The sequence below is a fragment of the Bradyrhizobium sp. 155 genome (genome assembly GCF_023101105.1).
Lineage (GTDB): Bacteria > Pseudomonadota > Alphaproteobacteria > Rhizobiales > Xanthobacteraceae > Bradyrhizobium > Bradyrhizobium canariense_D.
On the sequence record NZ_CP064704.1, the window covers coordinates 3,941,113 to 3,966,490 of the forward strand.

The 25,378-nt window shown below is 64.4% G+C and carries 17 protein-coding genes and 1 tRNA gene; 2 read left to right on the forward strand and 16 right to left on the reverse strand.

Going from position 1 to position 25,378, the window contains the following annotated elements; genetic code table 11:
• Positions 1-11: 11 nt before the first annotated feature.
• The 3 genes from IVA93_RS19240 to IVA93_RS19250 form a co-directional block, all read right to left on the reverse strand.
• On the reverse strand, positions 12-1,634 hold the full coding sequence (locus IVA93_RS19240; RefSeq protein WP_018457808.1) for an amino acid ABC transporter permease/ATP-binding protein: 1,623 nt from the start codon (positions 1,632-1,634) through the stop codon (positions 12-14).
• The gene (locus IVA93_RS19245; RefSeq protein WP_247789206.1) at positions 1,634-2,551 is read right to left on the reverse strand and encodes an ABC transporter substrate-binding protein; all 918 of its coding nucleotides are present in this window, start codon (positions 2,549-2,551) and stop codon (positions 1,634-1,636) included. The genes IVA93_RS19240 and IVA93_RS19245 overlap by 1 nt, the downstream gene beginning before the upstream one ends.
• 432 nt (positions 2,552-2,983) lie before the next feature.
• Complete coding sequence (locus IVA93_RS19250) at positions 2,984-3,247, reverse strand: hypothetical protein (protein ID WP_018457806.1); 264 nt, start codon at positions 3,245-3,247, stop codon at positions 2,984-2,986.
• A 256-nt stretch (positions 3,248-3,503) separates the two neighbouring features.
• Here IVA93_RS19250 and IVA93_RS19255 point away from each other — a divergent pair, with 256 nt between their 5' ends.
• Positions 3,504-3,716 carry a hypothetical protein gene (locus IVA93_RS19255; protein ID WP_018457805.1) on the forward strand — a complete coding sequence of 71 codons (213 nt, stop codon included), beginning with the start codon at positions 3,504-3,506 and terminating at the stop codon, positions 3,714-3,716.
• Between the two features lie 87 nt (positions 3,717-3,803).
• Here the strand turns inward: IVA93_RS19255 and IVA93_RS19260 are convergent, their stop codons facing one another.
• The 9 genes from IVA93_RS19260 to IVA93_RS19300 all read right to left on the reverse strand — a co-directional run bounded on the left by IVA93_RS19260 (position 3,804) and on the right by IVA93_RS19300 (position 15,896).
• The gene (locus tag IVA93_RS19260) at positions 3,804-3,950 is read right to left on the reverse strand and encodes a hypothetical protein (RefSeq protein ID WP_018457804.1); all 147 of its coding nucleotides are present in this window, start codon (positions 3,948-3,950) and stop codon (positions 3,804-3,806) included.
• A 188-nt stretch (positions 3,951-4,138) separates the two neighbouring features.
• A tRNA-Cys gene (locus IVA93_RS19265) sits at positions 4,139-4,212 on the reverse strand.
• A gap of 57 nt (positions 4,213-4,269) precedes the next feature.
• Positions 4,270-5,022, reverse strand: a complete 753-nt coding sequence (locus IVA93_RS19270) for an ABC transporter ATP-binding protein (RefSeq protein ID WP_247368443.1) — start codon at positions 5,020-5,022, stop codon at positions 4,270-4,272.
• 10 nt (positions 5,023-5,032) lie between these two features.
• Complete coding sequence (locus IVA93_RS19275; RefSeq protein ID WP_085385242.1) at positions 5,033-5,749, reverse strand: ABC transporter permease; 717 nt, start codon at positions 5,747-5,749, stop codon at positions 5,033-5,035.
• 197 nt (positions 5,750-5,946) lie between these two features.
• Positions 5,947-6,681, reverse strand: a complete 735-nt coding sequence (locus IVA93_RS19280; protein WP_018457801.1) for a tRNA-uridine aminocarboxypropyltransferase — start codon at positions 6,679-6,681, stop codon at positions 5,947-5,949.
• A gap of 41 nt (positions 6,682-6,722) precedes the next feature.
• On the reverse strand, positions 6,723-9,827 hold the full coding sequence (locus IVA93_RS19285) for an efflux RND transporter permease subunit (protein ID WP_085349830.1): 3,105 nt from the start codon (positions 9,825-9,827) through the stop codon (positions 6,723-6,725).
• Entirely contained in the window at positions 9,827-12,976 is a 3,150-nt protein-coding gene (locus IVA93_RS19290; RefSeq protein WP_018457799.1) for an efflux RND transporter permease subunit, read from the reverse strand. Before IVA93_RS19290 ends, IVA93_RS19285 begins: the two co-directional genes overlap by 1 nt.
• A 36-nt stretch (positions 12,977-13,012) precedes the next feature.
• Positions 13,013-14,422, reverse strand: coding sequence for an efflux RND transporter periplasmic adaptor subunit (locus IVA93_RS19295; RefSeq protein ID WP_204511169.1), 1,410 nt, complete (start codon positions 14,420-14,422; stop codon positions 13,013-13,015).
• A complete protein-coding gene (locus IVA93_RS19300; protein WP_026233443.1) occupies positions 14,412-15,896 on the reverse strand; it encodes an efflux transporter outer membrane subunit in 1,485 nt (494 codons plus the stop codon). The genes IVA93_RS19295 and IVA93_RS19300 overlap by 11 nt, the downstream gene beginning before the upstream one ends.
• A gap of 724 nt (positions 15,897-16,620) precedes the next feature.
• On the opposite strand from IVA93_RS19300, the gene IVA93_RS19305 reads away from it, so the two are divergent.
• A complete protein-coding gene (locus IVA93_RS19305; protein WP_204511168.1) occupies positions 16,621-17,655 on the forward strand; it encodes a cysteine synthase A in 1,035 nt (344 codons plus the stop codon).
• A gap of 21 nt (positions 17,656-17,676) precedes the next feature.
• Here IVA93_RS19305 and IVA93_RS19310 read toward each other — a convergent pair whose 3' ends face one another.
• The 4 genes from IVA93_RS19310 to IVA93_RS19325 all read right to left on the reverse strand — a co-directional run bounded on the left by IVA93_RS19310 (position 17,677) and on the right by IVA93_RS19325 (position 25,305).
• Positions 17,677-18,210: a DUF805 domain-containing protein gene (locus IVA93_RS19310; RefSeq protein ID WP_018457795.1), complete on the reverse strand. Its 534-nt coding sequence runs from the start codon at positions 18,208-18,210 to the stop codon at positions 17,677-17,679.
• A gap of 134 nt (positions 18,211-18,344) precedes the next feature.
• Positions 18,345-20,585, reverse strand: coding sequence for an O-linked N-acetylglucosamine transferase, SPINDLY family protein (locus IVA93_RS19315; RefSeq protein WP_247541573.1), 2,241 nt, complete (start codon positions 20,583-20,585; stop codon positions 18,345-18,347).
• A 113-nt stretch (positions 20,586-20,698) separates the two neighbouring features.
• Complete coding sequence (locus IVA93_RS19320; protein WP_247338013.1) at positions 20,699-22,939, reverse strand: O-linked N-acetylglucosamine transferase, SPINDLY family protein; 2,241 nt, start codon at positions 22,937-22,939, stop codon at positions 20,699-20,701.
• Positions 22,940-23,064: 125 nt separating this feature from the next.
• Positions 23,065-25,305 (reverse strand): tetratricopeptide repeat protein, encoded by a 2,241-nt coding sequence (locus tag IVA93_RS19325; protein ID WP_247541572.1) that lies wholly within the window; start codon positions 25,303-25,305, stop codon positions 23,065-23,067.
• Positions 25,306-25,378 lie beyond the last annotated feature (73 nt).

The window sequence follows — 25,378 nt, forward strand, 5'->3', positions numbered from 1 at the left end:
GGGTGCGGCTCTCATCGCACCACCTCCGGAGTTTTGTCGGCTTCCATCACGCTGAGGAAACGCGCGGTCAGCGGATTGCGGGGGTTGGAGAGCACCTCGTGCGCGGGCCCCTCCTCGATGATCGTGCCGCCGCTCAGGAACGCGACGCGGTCGGCGACCTCGTCGGCGAAGCGGATCTGGTGCGTCGAGATGATCATGGTGAGGCCGTCATCGACGGCGAGCCGCCGGATCACCTCCAGCACCTCGCTGACGAGCTCGGGATCGAGCGCCGAGGTCGGCTCGTCCAGGAGCAGCACGCTGGGGTTCGGGGCGAGCGCTCGGGCGATCGCGACGCGCTGCTGCTGGCCGCCGGAGAGATGCCGCGGCAGCGCGTCGGCGCGGTGCGACAGCCCGACCCGCTCGAGCAGCTCGGCGGCGCGGCGATCGGCATCAATGCGGGTCATGCCGTGCACCCAGCGCAAGGGCCCGGCGATGTTCTCCTTGGCCGAGAGATGGGCAAACAAATTGAATTGCTGGAACACCATGCCGACGCCCACGCTTGCCCGCTCATTGGCGATCGCGCGGGGCGGCAGCAGCTTGCCGTCGTCGCCAAAACCGAGGCGGCGGCCGCCGACACGCACCGTGCCTCCGTCCCAGCTTTCGAGATGATTGATGCAGCGGAGCAGCGTGCTCTTGCCGGAGCCGCTGGGCCCGAGCAGCGCGACGACCTCGCCGACGCGTACGGTGAGATCGAGGCCGGCAAGCACCTTTTGCCCGCCGTAGCTCTTGGTGAGGTCCTTGGTCTCGACCGCGATGTTGTTGCGTGAAATCGTCGCCGCGCGCCGGGTGCGTTCCTCGCGGGTCAAGGCCAGCGGTGGCGTGTCGGTGAGCTCAGCCTGTGCAGGCACTTGGACGTCGACGATCGCTGCGGCAAGTTCGAGCTTGGTGGCGAGGTCGACGCGACGCCAGGGCAGGTAATCGGCGAGCCTGCGCTGGCGGCCCTTGGTACGATCGAGATCGAGCAACCATTCGACGAAAAGCTGGATGATGCTGATGGCAAAGGTCAGCACCAGGTATAGCAGGCCCGAGGCGAAGAAGATCGAGAAGAAGTCGAAGGTCGAGGACGCAAGCTGGGTCGAGCGCAGGGTCAGCTCCTGGACCGCGACCACGGAGGCGAGCGACGAATTCTTCAGCGCACTCACGGCCTCGTTGCCGAAGGCCGGGATCATGGTGCGGATCGCCTGGGGCGCGATCACCCGCCACATCAGGATCCGCGGCGTCATGCCGAGCGCCTGGCCGGCCGTCACCTGCCCGCGGTCGACACCGAGCACGCCGGCGCGCAGCATCTCGGCGATGAACGGCGCCTCGTTGCAGGCCAGCGCAAGGCCGGCGGCCAGCACCGCCGGCAGCTTGATCCCGATATGCGGCAACGCGTCGTAGGCGAACACCATTTGCAGGATCAGCGGCGTGCCGCGGAAGATCACGGTGTAGGCCCTGGCGATCGCCGCCAGCAGCCAGAAGCGGGAGAGCTGCATGCCGGCGAGGATCAATCCAAGGATCAATCCGCCGCCGAGCCCGAGGGCAGTCACCTCGAGGGTGAGCTCGATGCCCTCGAGCAGATACGGCATGCTCAGGTAATGGAGGAATAGCGACATCAGTCGGCCGTCAGAATGTCAGGCTCCTTGAAGTTGTTCACGTCGAGCCCATGCTTCTTCAGAAGCTCCATATGCGTGCCGGCCTTCTGCACCTCGATCAGGGCTGCGAGCACGGTGTCGCGGAATTTAGGCTTGTCCTTCGGGACGGCGATGCCGACCGAATACGGGATCGTCACCGCGGTCGCCTTCTCCAGCTTGTCCGGATAGGCCTTCACCGCGCTGTCGACGGTGTTGACGTCGTTGACATAGGTGTCGGCACGACCGGCGAGGATCGCCTGGATGCAGTTGGCGTTGTTGTCGTAGAGCTGGACGGTCGGCTCGGCCTTGCCGGCCTTCTTGCACTCAGGCATCAGCGTCTGGATCAGCGGCACCTCGACATAGCCGGTGTTTTCAGCGGCAGCGGCGCCGCACATCGACATGTTGATGCCGTTGATGCCCTTCGGATTGCCCTTGGCGACCAGCACGCCGTCGAACACTTTCGAATAGGTGATGAAGTCGGCGGCCTTGGCGCGCTCCTTGGTGGCGTAGATGTCGGAAATCACGATGTCGGCTTGTCCCGCGGCCAGCGTCGTCAGGAGCGCCGCGAACGTCACCGGCTTGTAGGTCAACTTGAAGCCGAGGCATTCGCCGATGGCTTCGCCGAGATCGATGTCGAAGCCGATATACTTGCTCGGATCCTTCGGATCGATGGTCTCATAGCCCGGCGTGTGCGGGTTGATGGCGTTGACGAGGGTCTTGCCCTTCCAGTCCGGATATTTGTCCTGGAGCGCGGCGCAGGCCGCAGGCGCCGCAGCCTGCGCGCTCAGGGGCGCGGCTGCCAGCGCGCCGAAAGTGACCGCGGCGCCGAGCGCGGCCTTGTGCCAAGACAGCGATGCACGTGCGTTCCCCCGCGCCTGGGGCAATACGGGTCTCTCCATCTCCAGCTCCTTCGAATTGTCATGGCAATGGCCATGTTCCAGATCGCGGAAGCGAGCCTAGGAGGAGAGCGGACCGGAAAGCTTGTCCGCGGGCGTACAAAAAATTGGATGGAGGGAGCCCGCCATTTGGGCAGGCAGCTGCTCAAAAACTGTTCGTGAATGCGGGACGCTGTAGCGCGCAATTGCGAATTCGGGGAAACCACATGATCTTGCGTGACGCCGCGATCTGCACGATCAGCGAATCATGCGGTGAGGTCATTTGACAGAGATATGACAATCAAAGGACGCATCTGCGGCCGACATCCGAAGCACATCCCCCGCCGTCCCCAGCCTGTCCGCAGCATACCCACAGGTGTATCCACAGGACGACTATGCCGGATTCGCCTGCCCGCGCGAGCCACTTGCTGCGCACAAACCCACAGGGCCGGTATGTCAGCCGCCGGCCTGATCGAACACGATGCGGCAAGCCTCACTCAAGCTTGGCCTGTTACGGCGCAGGCAGGCCGTGATGGCGCGGACGTTGGGGATTTCGCCGGCGCAGAGCCGGTAGACGTCGGGGGTACAGGCCCGGCGCTGCTCGGGTGTTCCCTGCTGCGCATGGGCGGCGGAGGCAAACAGCGTCAGGAACAGCCCGACCGTCGAGGCCCGGCGCGCCCGGCTTTTCACGCCCGCAAATCGCAAGAACCGCGCCTTCATGACCAGTCTCCCGTCTGCTTTGCCCGACCGGCCTGTATTGGCCGGTGTGCAAAGGGGTAGGAGAAATAAACAGCGAAAGATGTGACATCCTTCACACTGCGGGCACCCCGGCAGGAACCTAAGTTTCCCAACGCGATTTCATCAATCGCTAACCAATCGGGACCCGATTGGCGGATCGTTAAAATGCGATCGATCGGCTCAACCGGGAAACAAACCGGCTTTGCGATATTGCGCCATCCGCGGTCCGGAGGGTGTGATGAGCGAAGCCGAATTCAACTTGCTGCTGGATGCCGTCCAGGACGCCATGGTCCATGAAGATCTGGCGTTCGTGCCGGGGGAGGATCTCGTGCCGCGCTCGTGGACGTATTACGCGAAGCCCAACGCCTCCGCGAAGCCCAAAGCCGCCAATGACAATGAGGGCGCCTGGCCCTTGGTGCCTTTCCCGGACGGCTGGTACGCGGCCTGCTGAAGCCAATTTCACCGTGAGCCGACGCGCCCGCGCTCCGCGGGCGTTTTGCTATGGCAGCTACGCGGTGAAAATCCCGCGTGATCGCGATCAGGTCTTGACCCGCTCTCCGCCGTCCTGCGGCGCCTGGTCGGGTGCGGCCGGCGGAAAGATGCTGTCATAGATCGCACGGGCCTCGCGGATGAGGCGGGCCCGCTCCAGCTCGGATTTCGGGACAAATCGGACGGTTTCGCTCACGTGCTCTCCAGCGCTCGATCGTTGGGATGCATCACTTCGCAGATGCGAAGACTATGCCAGCGGGCTGAATGGCGGGTTTCCGCCGGGCCCCGGGCAAACCCGGTGTGCGCGGCCAGCACGCATCGCCCGCGCGGGCCGATGGCAGCCGCGATACGATCGAATATTGCTGAAATATCAGGAGGTTGTGATGGAGGCCACGTCGGGACTCGAACCCGAGTAAACGGTTTTGCAGACCGGCGCGTAACCACTCCGCCACGTGGCCCCAACGAGGGCGGAGCAATATAGGGGATCACAGGTTTAGGCAACCCCGACCGGGCAGCTACGCCTTCCCGCCGCCGAGATATTGGCCGAGAATTTCATCGGTCGCGCCGGCCGCCACAATCCGCCCCTCCTCCAGCAGGATCGCGCGGTTGCAGGTGCTCTTGATCAACTCGATGTCGTGCGAGGCGAGCACCAGAATGCCGGCGCGTACGACGATCTCGTCGAGCCGCTGCCGCGCCTTCTCGCGGAACTGCTGGTCGCCGACGCCGATCCATTCGTCGAGCAGCACGATCTCGCCCACGACGGCGGTTGCGACCGCAAAGATCAGGCGCAGCATCATGCCGCTGGAATAGGTGCGCAGCGGCAGGTCGAGCCGGTCGCCCAGTTCGGTGAATGCGGCGATCTCCCCCCGCTTGGCGTCGATCTCGGAGCGCCGTGCGCCGATCACGAGGCCACGCCGCATGATGTTCTCGTAGCCGGTCGCTTCCACGTCGAATCCGGCCGAGAGATCGAACAGCGGCAGACAGCGGCCCAGTACGTCCACGCTGCCCGACGTCGGATGGTAGATGCCGGCGAGCACCCGCAGCAGCGTGGTCTTGCCGGCGCCATTGGCGCCGATGATGGCGACGCGATCGCCGGCACGGATGTCGAGGTTGACGTCATTCAACGCGGAGACGATGTGCGGGGTCGCCGTGGTCCGCCGCAGTGTCATCGCGTTGACGAACCGGCTGCGCAGCGAGCGGTCGCGGAACGACAGCACCGGAAACCTCACCGAGACGTTGCGAAGCGCGATATGAGCTGCGGGGGTCATATCTCGTGCCTCACAGCCAATACGCCACACGATGGCGGTATTTCGCGTAGCAGCCGAGGCCGATGACGGCCACGACGGTCGCATAGATGACCCCGAGGAGCCATTGCTCCGCATCGGTCGACTGCGACAGTAGCGGCCTGCGCACCAGATCGAGCAGCGTCGCGAACGGATTGGCGCGGATCAGCCAATAAAACGCGGTGCCGCGTGCGCTATCTTCGGTCCAGATGATCGGCGTCAGGAAGAAGACGAATTGCAGGCCGCTGACGATCGCCGAGCCGATGTCACGAAACCGCGCGCAGAGCATACCGAGCGCGACCGAGCCACCCAGCAGCACAGTGAGCAGGATTGCGAAGCCCGGTACCGCGAGCAGCATGCTCCCATGCAGCGGCCACGGCATCAGGAGATAGAGCAGGACGACGATCACCAGATGATGCGCGAAGATGAGGACGTTGCGCGCCATCATCTGGAGCACGTGCACGATCAGCGGCGCCGGCACCGCCTTGATCAAATGGCCTGATGCCACGAAGATGTGGGAACCTTCCTGGAGCGTCGTCGCGATGAGCGTCCAGACGATCAGGCCGACGGCAAAGTGCGGCAGAAAGCTCGTGATGTCCTGTCTGAACAGTGCCGCATAGACCGTGCCGACGCTGGCAATGGTCGCCGCGAGCGTCAGTGTGATCCAGAGCGGGCCGATCACGGTACGCCGATAGCGCAGCGAAACGTCCATCAGGGCAAGCGTGCCCCAACGATCGAACCGCGCCGCCTGGGCAAGGATCTCCTTGGCTGCAAGCTGAATGCGACGGCCCCTTCGTTTCCGGCGTTCCGATCGTGCGAGAGCATAGCAGATAGCGGCCTATTGGCCGACGGTCTCTATCCGCCCGCCTCTCGCGGGACAATCGGCCGTACGGATGATCCGGACCGGAGTCAGGCTCGCTTGACCCGCCGGACACCGCGCCGGCGGTCCTTCACCGGCGGCTTTGGCGCCAATTCGGGCATCTCGGTCTGGACCTCGCGGTAGCGGGTTAACATCCGTTCAAAGCTGGCATTCAGCGTCTCGGCGATGTCCGGGCGCTTCTCCAGAGCGGAGAGGATCGTCGCCGCAGCCTCGATGGTCGACAGTCCGTCCTTCCGAGGCTCCTTGCGCAGGCGCCCGTACCGCGATGGGGTGGTCGGGTTCAGGATGACGCGCTGGCATTTCAGCATCCACGGGTTGCGCCACCACAGGGCCTTGGCTTGGCTCCAGGTGCCGTCGAGCAGCACCACACCTTCGAGCTTGCCGAGGCGCGCGCGCTGGTTGTCCGCGACCTCGCTCTTGCGGTTGAGAGCCAGGATTTCGCCCTCGGCCTCGAGATCGGTGGCGTGCGCCGAGCCGAGATAGAGCACCGCCCAGTGCGAGGCGTTCTCGATGGGTTGCCCCAGCGCTTTCGACAGGCTCGGCCAGGACAGGCCGACCCGCAGCGTGGCACCGGCGAAATGCTTCGCAAGCAGCCGCGCAGTGCCGAGCGCCCTGTCCTGCTCCTGCGGATGCTGAAGGATCAGGAGCGAGAGCCGGTTCTTGATGGGCGTGACGCTGTCGCAGATGCACAACGGCATCGGCTTCTGGCAGTGCGGGCATTCGGGGATCGGATCGGCCGGCGCGGCGGCGGTGGGGTTCGACATAGTCGCCGCTATACGCTCTGCACGGCGGTTCAACAACCCGCCTATTCCGCCGGCGCGGCCAGCGGGCGCGGTTCGGAGCGGCGGCGCAGGCGGTCGACCAGCAGGTAGATCACGGGCGTGGTGTAGAGCGTCAGGATCTGCGAGACGAACAGCCCGCCGATGATGGTGATGCCGAGCGGACGGCGGAGTTCCGTGCCGGGCCCGGTCGCGACCACCAGCGGAATGCCGGCGAACAGCGCCGCCATCGTCGTCATTAGGATCGGCCGGAAGCGCGCCTGGCAGGCCTCGAAGATCGCCTCCGCCGACGACAGGCCGCGCTGGCGCTCGGCATCGAGCGCGAAATCAACCATCATGATGCCATTCTTCTTGACGATGCCGATCAACAGGATGATGCCAACGAAGGCGATCACGGTCAGTGGCGTGTTGGTGAGCTGCAAGGCCAGCAGCGCGCCAAGTCCCGCCGAGGGTAGCGTCGAGATGATCGTGAGCGGATGGGCGAGGCTCTCATAGAGCACGCCGAGCACGATATACATCGCCACCAGCGCGCCGAGGATCAGGAGCGGCTGGCGGCCGCTGGTCTTGGCGAAATCGCCAGCATTGCCATCAAAACTGCCGCGAATGCCCTCCGGCATATGCAGCTCCTCGACCGCGCGCTGGATGTTCTGCGTTGCGGCCTGGATCTGCACGTCCGGCAACAGGTTGAACGACACCGTGGTCGATGGGAACGACTGCGAATGATAGACCGCGAGCGCGGCGAGCCCGCGCGTCGCATGCACCACGGCCGACAGCGGCACCTGCGCGTCACCCGCGCCGGCGACATAGATGCGATCGAGGTTGGACGGGTCGACCTGGAATTTCGGGTCGATCTCCAGAACGGTCATGTACTGGTTGCGCTGGGTGTAGATGATCCCGATCTGCCGCTGCGAGAACGCGTTGTTGAGCGCGTTGTCGATATCCTGGACGCGAACGCCGAGCGCCGAGGCCTTCTGGCGGTCGATCGACAGGGTCAATTGAAGCCCGCCGGGATCGCGGTCGCTGGAGATGTCGGTGATGCCTTCGACGCTCTCCATGCGCTTGGCCACGATCGGCGCCCACTTTTGCAACAGGCCGAGGTCGGTGCTGGTCAGCGTGTACTGGTAGTCGGAATCGCTCTGCCGTCCGCCGGCGCGCACGTCCTGGGCGGCGAACATGAACAGGCGGATGCCGGGCACCGGGTATAACGCCCGCCTGAGACGGTCGATCACCACCTGGGTCGAGACGTGGTCGCGCTCCTCCGGCGGCTTCAGGCTGATGAACATGGTGCCGCGATTGGAGGTCGCGCCGCCCGGTCCGCCGCCGCTGCCGACGGTGGAGCCGATGCCGGCCACTGCCGGATCCTGCATCACGATGTCGGCGAGCCGCTGCTGCAGGCTCAGCATCGACTGGAACGAGATGTCGGCCGAGGCGCGCGTCGCCCCGATGACGAAGCCGGAATCGTCGGTCGGGAAATAGCCCTTGGGGATCTTGATGTAGAGCGTAATTGTTAGGCCGATGGTGGCGAAGAACACCAGCAGCGTCAGCAGCGGATATTCCAGCACGGTGCGCAAGGTGCGGGTGTAGAACGCGACGATGCGCGACAGCGAGCCCTCGATGATCCGGTCGAACAGGGTCGCCGTGCCAGACGTGGTCTGGCGGATGTAATGGGCGCAGATCATCGGCGTCACCGTCAGCGACACCAGGGTCGAGACCAGGATGGCGAAGGTCAATGTCAGGGAGAACTCGCGCAGCAGCCGGCCGACGACGCCATCCATGAAGATCAGCGGCGTGAAGGCCGCGATCAGCGACAGGCTGATCGACACGACGGTGAAGCCGATCTGCCGGGCGCCGTCCAATGCCGCCTGGAGCGGGCGCATGCCGTGCTCGAGATTGCGGTACATGTTCTCGATCATGACGATGGCGTCGTCGACCACGAAGCCAACGGAGATCGCCAGCGCCATGAGCGAAAGATTGTCGATCGAGAAGCCCGCGACCCACATGCCGGCGCAGGTTCCGGCCAGCGCCAGCGGCACCGAGATTCCGGCTGCGATCGTCGGCGTGAGCCGTCGCAGGAATACGAACACGACGACCATCACGAGAATGGCAGTCGCGAGCAAGGTCCACTGCATGTCGAGCACGCTGGCGCGGATCGTACTGGTGCGGTCGACCAAGGTGGAGATATCGACCCCGGCCGGGATCCACTGCTTCAGCGCGGGGATCAGCGCCTTCACCCGGTCGACGGTATCGATGACGTTGGCATCGCCCTGCTTGGTGATCTGGATCAGCACAGCCGGCTGCTTGTTGAACCAGGCGATGGAACGGGCGTTACGGACGGAGTCCTCGATGTCGGCAACATCGGAGAGCCGGACGAAATTGCCCTTCGCGCTCTTGATGACGATGTCGCGGAACTCTTTCGCCGTCCGCATCTGCTTGTTGAGCGACAGCGTCTCGCTCTGGCGCTCGCCGTTGAAGATGCCGACCGGACCGAGCGGGTTGGCGTTGATAATCGCAGTTCGCACGTCGTCGGTGGCGATGCCGGCATTGGACAGCGCGACAGGATTGAGCTGAATCCTGACCGCCGGCTGGTCGGCACCCGAGATCGTCACATTGCCCACCCCCGGCACCTGCGAGATGCGCTGCGCCAGCACGGTGTCGGCGACGTCGTAGACCGCGCTGGCGGACAGCGTCTTCGAGGTCAGCGCCAGCACGAAGACCGGCGCGCCTGCGGTGTTCGCCTTGCGGAAGCGCGGCAGCGTCGGCAAATCGCTCGGCAGGTCGACCAGCGACGCATTGATTGCCGCCTGCACGTCGCGGGCGGCTTTGTCGACGTTGCGGCCGATGTCGAACTGGAGCTGGATGCTGGTCGTGCCGAGTGACGAAGTCGAGGTGATCTGGTTGATGCCCGCGATCTCGCCGAGCCGCCGCTCCAGCGGCGAGGCAACCGTCGCGGCCATGACGGACGGGTCGGCGCCAGGACGGCTGGCCGAGACGAAGATGGCGGGAAAATCGATGTTCGGAACCGAGGCAACGGGGAGGAACTCGTAAGCCACGATACCCAGCAGGAACAATCCGATCGACAGCAGCGTGGTCGCGACCGGGCGGCGGATGAAGGGCTCCGAGATCGATGCCATCACTGCATCCCCTCGGTCGCGCCCGCGACGGGCGGACCGCCGGATTCGGCCGGCGGCAGCGCCTGCTCGAGGCGGCGGTTGATGCGGTCGAGGGCGAGATAGATCACCGGCGTGGTGTAGAGCGTGAGCAATTGGCTGAGCAGCAGGCCGCCGATAATGGAGATGCCGAGTGGGAAGCGCAGCTCGGCGCCGGTGCCGCTCTCGATCGCCAGCGGCAGCGCACCGAACAGGGCGGCCAGCGTCGTCATCATGATCGGACGGAAGCGCAGCAGACAAGCCTGTACGATCGCCTCGTTCGGCGACATCCCCTGCCCGCGCTCGGCCTCGAGCGCGAAGTCGATCATCATGATCGCGTTCTTCTTGACGATGCCCATCAACAGGATGATGCCGATCAGCCCGATCACCGAGAGATCCTGCCCGCACAGCATCAGCGCCAGGATCGCGCCGACGCCGGCGGACGGCAGCGTCGAGAGGATCGTGATCGGATGGATGTAGCTCTCGTAGAGCACGCCGAGCACGATATAGATCGTGATCACCGCGGCCAGCAGCAGCCAGGGCTGGCCGGCGAGTGCCTTGGCGAATTCGGCGGCGTCGCCGGCATAGACGCCGACGATGCTGTTGGGCATCTCGATCCGGGTCTCGATGGTCTTCACGGCCTCGACGGCATCGCCAAGCGCCGCGCCCGGCGCGAGGTTGAAGCTGAGCGAGATCGACGGGAATTGCGCCTGGTGCGAAATCGCGAGCGGCGCGGTGGTGCGCGTCAGCGTCGCCACGGCGGAGAGCGGCACCTGCGCGTTGGGCGCACCGGCGGTCGCGCTCGCCGCGCCCGGCAGATAAAGCTTCGACAGGATCGAGGGATCGCGCTGGTACATCGGCAGCGCTTCCAGCACCACGCGGTACTGGTTGGCCTGGCCGTAGATGGTCGAGATCTGGCGCTGCGCGAAGGCGTCGTTGAGCGTGTCGGTGATGCCCTGGAGGCTGACGCCGAGCTGGCCGGCGCGGGTGCGGTCGACCGTGAGCTGCGCCCGCAGACCGCCTTCCTGCGCTTCCGAGGAGACGTCGCGGAACAGCGGATCGCGCCGCATTTCGGCAACCAGCTTGCGCGCCCATTCCGACACCAAAGCGGCGTCGGTGCCGGTCAGCGTGTACTGGTATTGCGAACGGCTCGACTGGGTCGAGATCTGCACGTCCTGCACCGGCTGGAAATAGACGGTCATGCCGGGGATGGCGGCCACCCGCCCCTTCAGGCGGGTGATGACGACGCTGACATCGTCGCGCCGCTCGCCGCGAGGTTTCAGCGTCATGACAAGACGGCCGACATTGGTGGTCGGATTGACCGAGCCTGCACCGATCACCGAGACCACGCCGGTCACATCGGGGTCGGCCTTGATGGCGTCGGCCGCCTCGGCCTGCCGCTTCTGCATCTCCGCAAACGAGACGTCGGGACCGGCTTCGGTCACCGCCGTGATCGAGGCGGTGTCCTGCAGCGGCAGGAAGCCCTTTGGCGCGACGACATAGAGCGCCAGGGTCGCGATCAGCGTGGCGAAAGTCACGACCAGTGTCGCGCGCTGGCGCTCCAGCACCCAGAGCAGCGTGCGGTGATAGAACCCGACGGTGCGGTCGATGAAGCGGCTGACCGCGGCAAGACCCGGCACTGCCAGCTCTTCATGGGCATGCTTCAGCAGGCGCGAGCACATCATCGGCGTCAGCGTCAGCGACACCACGGCGGAGGTCACGACCGCGATCGTCAGGGTCAGCGCGAATTCGCGGAACATGCGGCCCACAAGGCCCGACATGAACAACAGCGGGATGAACACCGCAATCAGCGATACCGTCAGCGAAATCACGGTGAAGCCGATCTCGCTGGCGCCCTTCAGCGAAGCCTCCATCGCGCTGTCGCCGTTTTCCATGTGGCGGACGATGTTCTCGATCATCACGATGGCGTCGTCCACGACGAAGCCGGTGCCGATGGTGAGCGCCATCAGCGACAGATTGTCGAGGCTGAAGCCGGCAAAATACATGATGCCGAAGCTCGTGATCAGCGACAGCGGCAGCGCCACGCCGGCGATCAGCGTGGCGCGTAGCGAACGCAGGAACAGCAGCACCACCAGCGTCACCAGCACGACGCTGAGGATCAGCGTGAACTGCACGTCGCGCACCGAGGCACGGATGGTGACGGTGCGGTCGGAGACGATGGTGAGGTTCACGCCGGCCGGAATAGCGCGCTGGACCTTTGGGATTTCCGCCCGGATCTGGCTGACGACGTCGATCACATTGGCGCCGGGCTGACGCTGGATGTCGATGATGACGGCGGGCGAGCCCTGGTACCAGCCGCCGGTGCGGTCGTTCTCGAGCCCATCGACGATCTGGGCGACGTCGGCGATCGTGACCGGCGAGCCGTTGCGGTAGGCGATGATGACAGGCTTGTAGGCGTCGGCGGCGGCGATCTGGTCGTTGGCGGCGATGATGTAGGATTGCTGCGCGCCGTCGAGCGAGCCTTTCGGCCCGGAGACGTTGGCACTGGCGATCGCGGTGCGCAGGTCTTCCATGGCTATGCCATAGGCGGCGAGCCGCGCGAGATCCGCCTGGATGCGGACGGCTGGCTTCAGTCCGCCGAGCACAGAGACGCGCCCGACGCCGGAAATCTGGCTCAGCCGCTGCGCCAGAAGCGTATCGGCGATGTCGCTCATCGCCCGCAACGAGATTGTGTCGGAGCGCAGCGCCAACGTCATCACCGGCGCATCGGCCGGGTTCACCTTGGCGTAGGTCGGCGGATAAGGCAGCGTCTTGGGCAGCACGCCGGCCGCCGCGTTGATCGCAGCCTGGACGTCCTGGGTGGCACCGTCGATGTCGCGGTTGAGATCGAACTGCAGCGAGATCTGGCTGACGCCGAACGAGCTCGTCGAGTTCATCGCCGACAGCGACGGGATCTGGCCGAGCTGCCGCTCCAAGGGCGCGGTGATCAGCGAGGCGATCACGTCGGGGCTCGCGCCGGGCAATTGCGTCGTCACCTGCACGGTCGGGAAATCGACCTGCGGCAGCGCGGACACCGGCAGCGCGAAATAGCCGAGCAGCCCGCCAATCAGAAGCGCGATGCCGAGCAATGAGGTCGCGATCGGACGGCGGATGAAGGGTTCGGAGACGCCCATGGGATGCGCCTGCCGCTCAGGCGGCTGTTGTCGGGATCATGGCTGCTTAGCTCCACTTCCCGATGCACCCGGACTTGACGGAGGCCCTGGTGCCGGTCCGGTCTGGCCCTTCTGGTCGCCTTCGCTGCTCTTGCGCTTGGCGCGGAACTCGCCGTCCTTGTCTTGTCCGTCCTTCTGGCCGTCTTTTGCGCCGTCCTTCTTTTGACCATCCGGCCCGCGCGAGCGCTTGCGCGGCGCGAGATCGGCCGACGGGGTCTGATCGTCGCGCCCGATGACCACCTTGGAGCCGTCGGACAGATTGGCAAAGCCCGTCGTGACGACCTTGTCGGTCGCCGACAGGCCACTGGCGATGACGGCGTCATGCTCGTTCTGCTGCGTCACCGTCACCGGCTTGGCCGAGACGATGTTATCCTCGCCGATGACATAGCTGAAGGTGCCGATCGGTCCGCGCTGCACGGCCGAGGTCGGCACCACCAGTGCCTGGGTCAGGGTCTCGACCTTGAGGCGGACATTGACGAACTGGCCCGGCCAGAGCTGGTAATTGGCGTTGGGAAATTCGGCCTTGAGCCTGAGCGTTCCCGTGGTCTGGTCGACCTGGTTGTCGATGCCGGTGAGCTTGCCGGTGTCGATCACGGTGAGGCCGTCATTGCCGAACACGTCGACCGCGAGCGTGCCCTTCGATGCCGCGGCGTTGACGCGCATGATCTGCTGCTGCGGCAGGCTGAACCACACCGCCATCGGCTGCAATTGCGTGATCACCACGAGACCCGTGGTGTCCGAGGCATGGATGATGTTGCCTTGATCGACCTGGCGCAGGCCGGCGCGGCCCGAGATCGGCGCCACGATCTTGGTGTAGCTCAGCGTCGCCGCTGCATTGTCGATCGCGGCCTGGTCGGCCTTGACCAACGCCTCGGTCTGCGCGACCAGCGCGCGTTGGGTGTCGGCCTGCTGCTTGGATCCGGCATTGGAGGCAGCTAACTGCTCGTAGCGCGTAAGGTCGATACGCTGGTTGGCGAGCTGGGCCTGGTCCTGCGCCTTCTTGGCGACGGCCTGATCGTACGTCGCCTGGTAGAGCGCCGGGTCGATCTCGCCGACCACGTCGCCTTTCTTGACGTCCTGTCCCTCGGTGAAATTGACCGCGATCAGCTTGCCGTCGACCTGCGAGCGGACGGTCACGGTGTTGAGTGCGCGGATCGCGCCGACGCCGTCGAGGTAGACGGGAACGTCCTGGATGCGGGGCGTCGCCGCCAGCACCGGCACCGGCAGATCCGGCCGCTGATTGCGGCCGTTCGCCTGCTGCGGCTGCTGGTGCCAGATGGTCCAGCCGTAGTAGCCGAGCCCGCCGAGGATCGCCAGCGTGATCAGGGTCATGACGAAGCCGCGCCCGCGCGACTTCTTTGCCGTTCCCTCCTTCGCGCCTTGCTTCGTATCCGGCTTAAAGAGCATTGACCGGTTTCTCCATCCTCGGCTCCCAGCCGCCGCCGAGCGCCTGATACAGGCTGACGATAGCAAGAAGGCGGGCAAGTTGCGCCTGTGACAGCGCGTCTTCCGCCTGGAACAGGGTCAGTTGCGTATTGAGCACGGTGACGATATCGGCGGTACCGGCGCGCAATTGCTGCTCGGAGAGATCGAATGCGCGGCGGGAGGCGTTGAGGACGTCACGCTGCAATTGCAGCCTGATCGTGGTCTGCTTGATCGAGAACAGCGCGTTGTCGACGTCGGCAAAGGACTGGATGATGGTCTTGCGGTAGGTCTGGAGCAATTCGTCCTGCCGCGCCTTGGCAAACTCGAAATTGCCGAGGATCTTGCCGCCGTCGAAGATCGGCTGCGTCGCGCTGCCGACGAGCTGGAAGAACGCCGCATGCGGCTGGAACAGCGAGACCAGGGCCGAGCTTTGATAGCCGCCATTGCCGGTGAGCTGGATGGTCGGAAAGAACTGCGCGCGGGCATTGCCGACGTTCGCTGTCGCGGAGGCGAGCTGGGCCTCCTGCCTGCGGATGTCGGGCCGTTGCGTCAGGAGCTCCGACGGCAGTCCCGGCGTCACGCGCGGAATCGCGATCCGGTTCAGCGAGCCGCCGAGCACGCGCACGCTCTCCGGCGGCCGCGACACCAGGACTGCAAGCGCATTGACGTTCTGGTCGAGCGTCTGGCGCAGCGGCGGCACCAGTGCCTTCTGGTTTGCGAGCACGCTCTCCTGCTGGGCGACGTCGAGGTCGGTGCCGGTGCCGGCCTTGCGCCGTTCCCTGACGGCATCGAGGATGCGTTGCGCGCTCGCGATGTTGCGCTGTGAGGTCCTGATGCGATCCTGCGAGGCCAGCACCTGGAAATAGGCGTTAGCGACGCCTGCAAGCGTGGTCAGCGCAACGACGTCGCGATCGAAGCGGTTGGCATTTGCCGTCTCTTCCGCCGTTTGCAGGGCGTCGCGATTTTGGCCCCAGAAATCGAGCTGGTAGCTCGCGCTCAGCGAAGCCTGGTAGTTGACGACCTCACGGCCGCCATTGGTTAGCCCCGAGGCGGAGGAACCGGAGGTGCGCGAATAGGCCTCCTGCCCGGTGCCGGACAGGCTCGGCAGCAGCGCCGCACCCGCCTGCCGCGCCTGAGCGTCGGCCTCGACGATGCGCGAAACGGCGGCGGCGATGTCGAGGTTGACGGTGTGCGCCTCTTCCATCAGCTGTGTCAGCTCCGCGGAGCGGAAGCTGCGCCACCAATCCAGCGACGGCGGCGCATCGGCCTTCCCGGCATATTTGTATTGCGTGGGAACGTCGAGCGCGGGATCAGGAAGATCCTGCGTCAGCACGCAGGCGCCCGAACCGGCGGCGAGGCAAGCGACCGCAAGCCAGCGCGCCGCACGTCGCGTCCGGGACGTCGCGCCTGGTGACCGCCGCACGGCGATCGCCGGAACACGTTGTGTCACATCCACCCCCCGCCGGGCAGATCGAACCGCCGCCGCGCGGCCGGATTAGCCGATTCGCAGCGCGGTCGTCGGGGGGCTTTGGACAACTCGTTCACAAGTGATGCTTTCGGCGAAATTGTGCGCCTCATACTAGCCGGACGCGGAACCGCGGGACAGTCCCGCAGTTGCGATGTGCCCCCCAAAGCGCGACGATCTTAGAGCTGAGAAAATACAAAAGGGTGCTGTCCTGCAGGTGTTTCTTGAATTTCAGGGCCGTTCCTGAGTGCGTTCGAGCTTACCAAGATTTCATGTGATACTGCCGCCACACCGACGCCAACCCCCTCCAATCCGCCTGCACCGCTCGCGATGCGGCTTCAGTCCGGCCGCGAAACCGGGCCTGGCCACTTTCGCGAGGTTGTCCATTATCGGAAAACGAATAAGCGTTCGTCGTGCCGATATCTTGACCGCCTCCCGCGTACTATCCGCACTCTTCGACGGCGACGGCTGACATCCAATGGAGGGTGCGCTGGCGACGACCCTTATCTTCCATGTTTTGGCAGAAGCCGGCCACATCCTCCTACCGATATCCCGCGGCGTAGCACAGCAGCAGCGGCGATCTCTCCTTCCAAATTTTCACTGCTTACGGGGATTTTCGCGGGTTTCGCCGCAGCGCAAAAGCCTTCCCCTTTGGCATTTCAAGCACTAGGTTCTGGCCAACCTAATCAACCCCTTGCCAGTGATTTCCCCTGACATGACCATCAAAAACGACGTTGTCGAAGCCATCGGCAACACCCCGCTGATCAAGCTCAAGCGCGCTTCCGAACTGACCGGCTGCACCATCCTGGGCAAGGCCGAATTCATGAATCCCGGCCAGTCGGTGAAGGATCGCGCCGGCAAATGGATGATCCTCGAGGCCGAGAAGCGCGGCCAGCTCAAGCCCGGCGGTCTCGTCGTGGAATCGACCGCCGGCAATACCGGCATCGGTCTTGCGGTCGTGGCCAGCGCCCGCGGCTACCGCACGCTGATCGTGATCCCGGAGACGCAGAGCCAGGAGAAGAAGGATTTTCTGAAGCTGTGCGGCGCCGAGCTGCTGGAATCGCCGGCCCTGCCCTATTCCAATCCGAACAATTACCAGCATGTCGGCCGCCGTCTTGCCGACGAGCTGCGCAAGACGGAGCCGAACGGCGTGCTGTTCGCCGACCAGTGGAACAACCTCGACAATGCGAAGGCGCATTACGAGTCCACAGGTCCCGAGATCTGGGAGCAGACCGGCGGCAAGATCGACGGCTTCGTCTGCTCCGTCGGCAGCGGCGGCACGCTGGCCGGCACCAGCCGCTTCCTGAAAGAGAAGAGCAAGGACGTCAGGATCGCCTGCGCCGACCCGCACGGCGCCGGCATGTATGAATATTTCAGAACGGGCGATGCCAAGGCGACGCCGGGCGGCTCGATCACCGAGGGCATCGGCCTCAACCGGGCGACCGCAATCGTCGAGAGTGCAAAGGTCGATGACGCCTATCTCATTCCCGATGCGGAAGCAGTCACGGTGATCTACGAACTGCTCCAGCACGAAGGCCTGTGCCTCGGCGGCTCGACCGGCATCAACGTTGCCGGCGCGATGCGTCTCGCAAAACAGCTCGGGCCCGGCAAGACGATCGTCACCGTGCTTTGCGATTCCGGCAGCCGTTACCAGTCGAAGCTGTTCAATGCGGACTTCATGCGCGCCAAGAGCCTTCCTGTGCCTGAATGGCTGGAGAAGCGCAGCAACATCAAGCTGCCGTTCGTCTAGAACGTTCCGGAAGCCGGCCGTCTAGCTCCAGTTCGAGCGAGACGATCCCTGCGACACCCGCGCGAGGCGCTCGTTCGATAGCGAAGGCTTGTTCGCGCGTGTGCGCGGCGGGAGGGGAGCGCCGTAGGAGCCCTCGCTGTCGCCGCTCGGCCAGAACATGAGCGCGAGCATCAGCGCGAGGTTGACGAGCGCGCCGACCGCCGTTGCCTGGTGCTCCTCCCCGATCGCCCAGGCCGGAAACCGGCCCGCGACGACATGGTCGACGATCATGAGCGCGAACCAGGCAGGCACCACGCAGACCGGATCCCAGCCGATGTCGCGGATGCGCATCGATTGCAGCGTGAGGGTCGCAACTCCGAAGAACACGATCGCGGCGATCATCGCCCAGCTCTTGGTGAGGTCTTCGGGTCGGATCGCGCCGGGCGAGGTGTTGTTCAGCACGGCCATTGCGATTGCAAAGCAGATCGCCGTCATCACGATCGCAAGCGCGACCGTCGCGAGGAAGAAATGCAATCGCCCGAGCCGGGCGTTCAAGCCGAAGACGAAACCGAGCATTGGCGCACCCTTTTGGCGCCACATGCCCAGAGATAGCTTTCGGAGCCATGAACCGGCACGGTCGCGGAGCGCCGCATGGTTTCCGGAGGACTAAGGTGGCCGGCGCAATTCGAGGCTCGCCCCACCCGGCACGGTCAGGCGCCCCCGCTGCCTTCGACAGCCGCGGCACAATAGTCGCGCCAGAACTGGCGATAGCCCGCTTCGACCTTGCGCGTGTAGATTTCGACATTGCCGGCGGGGGACGCTGCGATCCGGGCCGGCAAGTCGCTGCGCAACCTCGCCAGATACGCCGGCTGCGCCGCATATTTGCAGGCGATCGCGGCATAGCCCTCGTCGTCCTGCGCGACCCAGTCGTCGAGACCGACCGCAGCCACGATCGAACCACCGGCACGCGACGAGGCGCCGTTGCCAAGCTTGGCCACGACCGGAACGCCCGCATAGAGCGATTCCCAGGTGCTGACGCCGCCGTTTTGCGGGAATGTATCGAGCGATATATCGACGTTCGCAAACGCCCGCAGGTGCTCGGGGCGCGGCGACGAGCCCAGGCAGGTGACATTCTCCTCGGCAACGCCCTGTGCCACGAACCGCGCGACCAAATTGTCGCGCAGTATGGGATCGTCAAGCAGAGTATGCTTGATGATGATCTTCGAACCCGTCACCTCGCGCATCACTTTCGACCACACCTCGATGGCCTCGTCTGAGATCTTGTAGATGCGGTTGAACACGCCGAAGGTGACATGGCCGTTGCGGAGCATGGGCGGCTCCGATGCAGGTAGATCCAAAATGGGATCGATCGTGATCAGGCACGGCAGGTCGTAGACCTTTTCAGCCAGCAGATGGCGCGCCGATTGCGGAATGAAGACCGGATCCGCGAGCACGTAGTCCATGGTCTGAAGGCCCGTGCCCGTGGCGTGACCAAACCCGGAGACTTGGATCGGGGCCGGCTTGCGGGCGAAGACATGGAGCCTGTTGCCGGTCGTGTGCCCGGATACGTCGATCAGGATATCGACCTTGTCGGCCTGGATGCGATCGGCCAACTCGTCATCCGACATCTGCCAGGCGTCGACCCAGACATCCGCCGAGGACCTAAATGCGGCGGTCATCTCATCTCTTACCGGCGAGCACGAATAGCAGACGATCTCAAACCTGGCGTGATCATGATGGCGCAGCACCGGCAACAGAGCGAACGCCGCCGAGTGATGCCAAAACTCGGCAGCAACATAGCCGACCACGATCCGCCTGTCGGGATCAAGCTGCCGGGGGGCAAGAGTCCTTCGCGGCAACTTCGAGCCGATCGCGTCCCACCACTGCTTTCGTGCGGCCTGCTGAACCGCGAAATCGGCCTCGGAGAGATAGTCGAGGAAGAAGATCTTCCGGCCGATCAAGGATGCATCCGGCACAATGGCCAGCGCCGCATCGAGAAGCTCGATCGCCGACGCGATCTCTCCCTGATTTGCAAAACAAGCGCTCAGCAGCGCCATCGCGATCGCTGAGCGTGGATATTCCTCCAGCAACATGGTGCAGGCTAAAATCGCTTGCGCCGTGTTTCCCATGGCGAGCGCGACTTGTGCCTTCCCCTGCAAGGCCACCTCGAGCTTGGGCGCAAGCGCAAGGGCCGCGTCGAAATCCGCCGCCGCCTGTTCCAACCTCGACGTCTCAAGATTGAGCCGTCCACGGTTCGCCAGGATTTTCGCCGAGCCTGGCCTGATCGCGAGCGCCGCCTCCAGCGCGCCTTTGGCCTCGTCGAAGTTTTTGAGCTCGATATTGACCAAACCTTTGCCGACGAGCGCCTCGACGTTTCGCGGCTGAAACAACAGTGCGCGCTCGAAGCTCTGTTTGGCGCGATCAAGCTGGCGCAGCGCGAGCTCTGCCAGGCCGCGATTGCAAAGCGCATCGGCATGATCGGGCTTCAGCCCGATCGCGCGATCGTACATTTCGATAGCCTGCTCGACACGGTTTAGATGCAACAAGGTATTTCCGAGATTGGCCAAGGCCATCGGTAAGCTGGGCTTCAACGCGATGGCTCTCTCCAGGGACGTACGCGCGTCCTCATATTCCCCAAGTGCGAAATGCGTGGCTCCCAAATCGGAAAAAGCCTGTGCCGAGCGTGGGTCGACCGTCACGGCATATTTGAGGGCCTGTTTCGCTGCCTCGAAGTGTCGGCTCGCGAACGCGCCCAAGCCAAGCAGGTGCAAGGCGCCGAAATGCTCCGGAAGTTCATTCAGGATCTGGCGGCAGAGCGCCTCGGTCTCCGCATACCGGCCCTGGCCATAGGCCGCATTCGCGGTCGAAATGATCGCGTCCGCCTGCTTCTTCAATTTCTTCTGCAATCGCGCGTTCTGGAACGCGCGCGCGCCGGCGCCGCTGCTCTGCAAGGATTCTCTCCGGAGGATGTCCGAGACGATTCTAGCTGATTCGCGGCCAGAGCCGCCGGTTTAGGCGGCCCGGCAATCCCCCGGAAGATGCCGGTGCCCAACCCGGGCCTCGCCTACGCAACGTCAGCGTTATCCGCGGCGGCGGCACAATAGTCGCGCCAGAACTTTCGGTAACCCGCCTCGAGCTCCCGCGTGTAGGTCTCGACATTTCCGGCGGGCGAAGCCGCGATCCGGGCGGGCAAATCCGCGCGCAATTTCGCCAGATAATCGGGCTGCGACGCAAACCTGCGAGCGATCTCGACATAACCATCGTCATCCTCGGCCACCCAGTCGCCGAGGCCGACGGCAGTCACGATAGAGGCGCCGGCACGCGAGGAGGCCCCGATGCCGAGCTTGGCCACGACGGGAACGCCCTTGTAGAGAGATTCCCAGGTGCTGATGCCGCCATTTTGCGGGAACGTGTCGAGGGACATATCGACCTGGGCGAAAGCCACCAGATGGTCGTCGCGCGAGGTGGTGCCGAGGCAGGTGATGTTCTCCTCGGTAACGCCCTGCGCCAGGAAGCGCGCGACCAGGCTAGCGCGCAGCAGGGGATCATCGAGCAGACCATGCTTGAGGACGATCTTCGATCCCGGCAGCTCCCGCATGATGCGCGACCACACACGGATCGCATCATCCGATATTTTGTAGATGCGGTTGAACACGCCGAAGGTGACGTAGCCGTTGCGGAGCATCGGCAGCTCCGAAGGCGCCAGATCCGAGACAGGCTCCATGGTGATCAGACACGGCAGATCGTAGATTTTCTCGGCAAACAGATTCCGAACCGACGGCGGAATGAAAATGGGATCCGCGAGCACGTAGTCCATAATCGGCATGCCTGTGCCCGTCGCGTGTCCGAAGCCAGTGGCCTGGATCGGGGCCGGCTTACGCGCAAAACACTGCAGCCTGTTACCGGTCGTGTGGCCCGAAACGTCGATCAGGATGTCGACATTGTCGGCTTGGATACGATCGGCGAGTTCGTCGTCCGAAAGCCCCCAGGCATCGACCCAGACGTCGGCCAATGATTTGAACATGGCGGTGTACTCGTCCGCGCCCGGCCATGAGTAGTAGCAGATGATTTCAAATTTAGTGTGATCATGATGGCGCAGCACTGGCAGCAGCGTGAGCCCCGCGGAGTGCTGCCGGAATTCGGCAGCGACATAGCCGACCACGATCCGCTTTTCCGGGTCCAGCGGCCGCTTCGGCAACTCCCTTCGCGGCTGCTTGGAGCCGATCTGGTCCCACCAGGATTTTCGCACCGCCTGCTGGACCACGAAATCGGCCTCGGCGCGGTAGTCCTCCAGGAAGATCTTTCCTCTGATCGCATCCCCATAGTCCGGCCGGACTGCCAGCGCGCGATCGAGATACTCGATCGCTGCGTCCATGTCCCCCTGGTTCGAATAAGAGAAGCCCATCAGCGCCAGCCCCACCTCGGAGCGCGGATTTTGCTCGATCAGGGCCGTTGCGGCTGCCATCGCCTGCGCGGTCTTTCCAATGACGAGGCAGGCCTGGGCCTTGCCGCGTAGCGCCAGCTCGAGCTTGGGCGAGATCGCAAGCGCCGCCTCGAAATCCGCAAGCGCGGGCTCCAGGCGCTGCAACTCGTAACTGAGCCGCCCGCGTTGGGCCACGATCCTCGGCGAGCCGGGCTTGATCGCCAGCGCCATGGCAAATTTGGCGGCCGCCTCGTCGTGGTGCCGCAGCTCCATGCTGACCATGCCGCTGCCGACGATAGCCTCGGCGTGACGGGGCTGAAACAGCAGGGCGCGGTCGAAGCTTTCCTTGGCGCGCATGATCTGTCCAAGCACAATCTCGACCATACCGCGATTGCAGAACGCGTCGGCATAATCCGGCTTGATCTTGATGGCGCGCTCATGCAGCTCGAGCGCCTGTTCGTACTGCCCCAGATGCATCAGCGTGTTGCCGAGGTTGGTCAGCGCGACCGCAAAATTCGGCTTTAGCGCGATGGCCCTCTCCTGGCACCGCCGCGCCTCCTCGTAATTGCCGAGATCGAAATGCACGGTCGCGAGGTTGTTATGGGCATCGTGCAGGCGCGGATCGAGCACAATCACGCGCTTGAGCAGCTGTTGCGCCTCCTCCAGGCGCCGGCCGTCATGCGCGCACATGCCGAGCAGGTGCAGAGCGTCGACATGATCGGGCAGCGCTTTAAGGATCTCCCGGCAGAGTGCTTCAGTCTCAGCATATCGGCCCTGGCCATAGGCGGTAGCCGCGGCGGAGAGGACGGCGTCCGCCTGCTTCATCAATTTCTTCTGCAATCGCGCGTTCTGGAATGCGCGCGCGCCGCCGCTGCTCTGCAAGGTGTCTCTCCGGAAGATGGCCCGGGGCAGAGTCTAACTGATTCGCAAGCCCGACCTGCCGGTCAGCTGGCACGGTGACACCCCCGGGATTTCCCGGGGCTCAGCGGCCCGGCGCTGCCGGTCCCCTACGCAACCTCGCTGCCTTCGACAGCCGCGGCACAGTAGTCGCGCCAGAACTGGCGATAGCCCGCTTCGACCTCGCGCGTGTAGATTTCGACATTGCCGGCGGGGGACGCTGCGATTCGGGCCGGCAAGCCGCTGCGCAACCTCGCCAGATACGCCGGCTGCGCCGCATATTTGCAGGCGATCGCGGCATAGCCCTCGTCGTCCTGCGCGATCCAGTCGTCGAGACCGACCGCAGCCACGATCGAACCACCGGCACGCGACGAGGCGCCGTTGCCGAGCTTGGCCACGACCGGAACGCCGGCATAGAGCGATTCCCAGGTGCTGACGCCGCCATTTTGCGGGAACGTGTCGAGCGATATGTCGACGTTCGCAAAGGCCCGCAGGTGCTCGGGGCGCGGCGACGAGCCCAGGCAGGTGACATTCTCCTCGGCAACGCCCTGTGCCACGAACCGCGCGACCAAATTGTCGCGCAACATGGGATCGTCAAGCAGGGTATGTTTGACGATGATCTTCGAACCGGTCACTTCGCGCATCAATTTCGACCACACCCGGATGGCCTCGTCCGAGATCTTGTAGATGCGGTTGAACACGCCGAAGGTGACATGGCCGTTGCGGAGCATGGGCGGCTCCGATGCAGGTAGATCCAAAATGGGATCGATCGTGATCAGGCACGGCAGGTCGTAGACCTTTTCAGCCAGCAGATGGCGCGCCGATTGCGGAATGAAGACGGGATCCGCGAGCACGTAGTCCATGGTCTGAAGGCCCGTGCCCGTGGCGTGACCAAACCCCGAGACCTGGATCGGGGCCGGCTTGCGGGCGAAGACATGGAGCCTGTTGCCGGTCGTGTGCCCGGATACGTCGATCAGGATATCGACCTTGTCGGCCTGAATGCGATCGGCCAGTTCGTCGTCCGACATCTGCCAGGCGTCGACCCAGACGTCCGCCGAGGACCTGAATGCGGCGGTCATCTCATCTCTTACCGGCGAGCACGAATAGCAGACGATCTCGAACCTGGCATGATCATGATGGCGCAGCACCGGCAACAGAGCGAACGCTGCCGAGTGGTTCCTCAATTCGGAAGCGACATATCCGATCAAAATCCGCTTGTCCGGATCAAGCGTGCGGGGCGCCAACGCCCTTTGCGCCAATTTGGCGCCGATCGCGTCCCACCATTGTTTTCGCGCAGCCTGCTGAACCGAAAAATCGGCCTCCGGGAGATAGTCCAGGAAGAATATCTTGCGCCCGATCAAGTCCGCATAATCAGGCGCCATTGCCAGCCCGGCGTCGAGATGTTCGAGCGCCGTCGCGATGCCTCCCTGGCTCGCATAGCAGGAAGCCAGGAGCGCAATTCCGATGTCGGACCGCGGATTTTCCTCCAGCAAGGTCTCGACGGCCGCAATCGCCTCGGCCGTGTTGCCCTTGACAAGGTTGACTTGCGCCTTTCCCTGCAAGGCCACTTCGAGCCTCGGCGAAAGAGCCAGCGCCGCATCAAAGTCCGCGAGCGCCTGCTCCAGCCGCAACAGATCGAGATTGAGCCGTCCGCGCTGCGCCAGAATCTTCGGCGAATCCGGCTTGATCGCGAGCCCTGCCGCGATCGCCGCGGCCGCCTCTTCGTAGTGCCGGAGCTCGATGCATACCATGCCCCTGCCTGCGATCGCTTCCGCGTGACGCGGTTGAAACGCGAGGGCGCGATCGAAACTCTCCTTGGCGCGCTGGGACTGGCCTTCGATCAGCTCCGCCATGCCCCGATTGCAAAATGCATCGGCATAGTCCGGCTTCAGCCTGATAGCGCGATCGTGCAGCTCGATAGCCTGCTCGGCGAGGCCCATGTGCAGCAGCGTATTGCCGAGATTGGTCAAGGCGATCGGAGAATTCGGCTTCAGCGCAACGGCCTTCTCCTGGCATGCGCGAGCCTCCTGAAACTTCTGGAGGGTGAAATACACCGCCCCGAGATTACCATGGGCATCGGGCGAACGCGGATCGAGCACGGTCGCGCGCTCGAGCAGTTGTTGCGCCTCATCGAGCCGCCCGCCATCATACGCGCGCAGACCGAGCAAGTGCGCGGCGTCGAAATGATCCGGAACCTCCGTCAAAATCCGGCGGCAGAGTGTCTCGACCTCCGCGTATCTGCCTTGGCCGAGTGCCTGAACCGCGGCGGACATGAGTGCGTCCGCCTGCTTCTTCAATTTCTTTTGCAATCGCGCGTTCTGGAATGCGCGCGCGCCGGCGCTGCTCTGCAAAGTCTCTCTCCGGAGGATGGCCCGAAAAGAGCTTGGCCGATTCGCATGGTGCCAAGCTGGCGGGCCGGTTAGA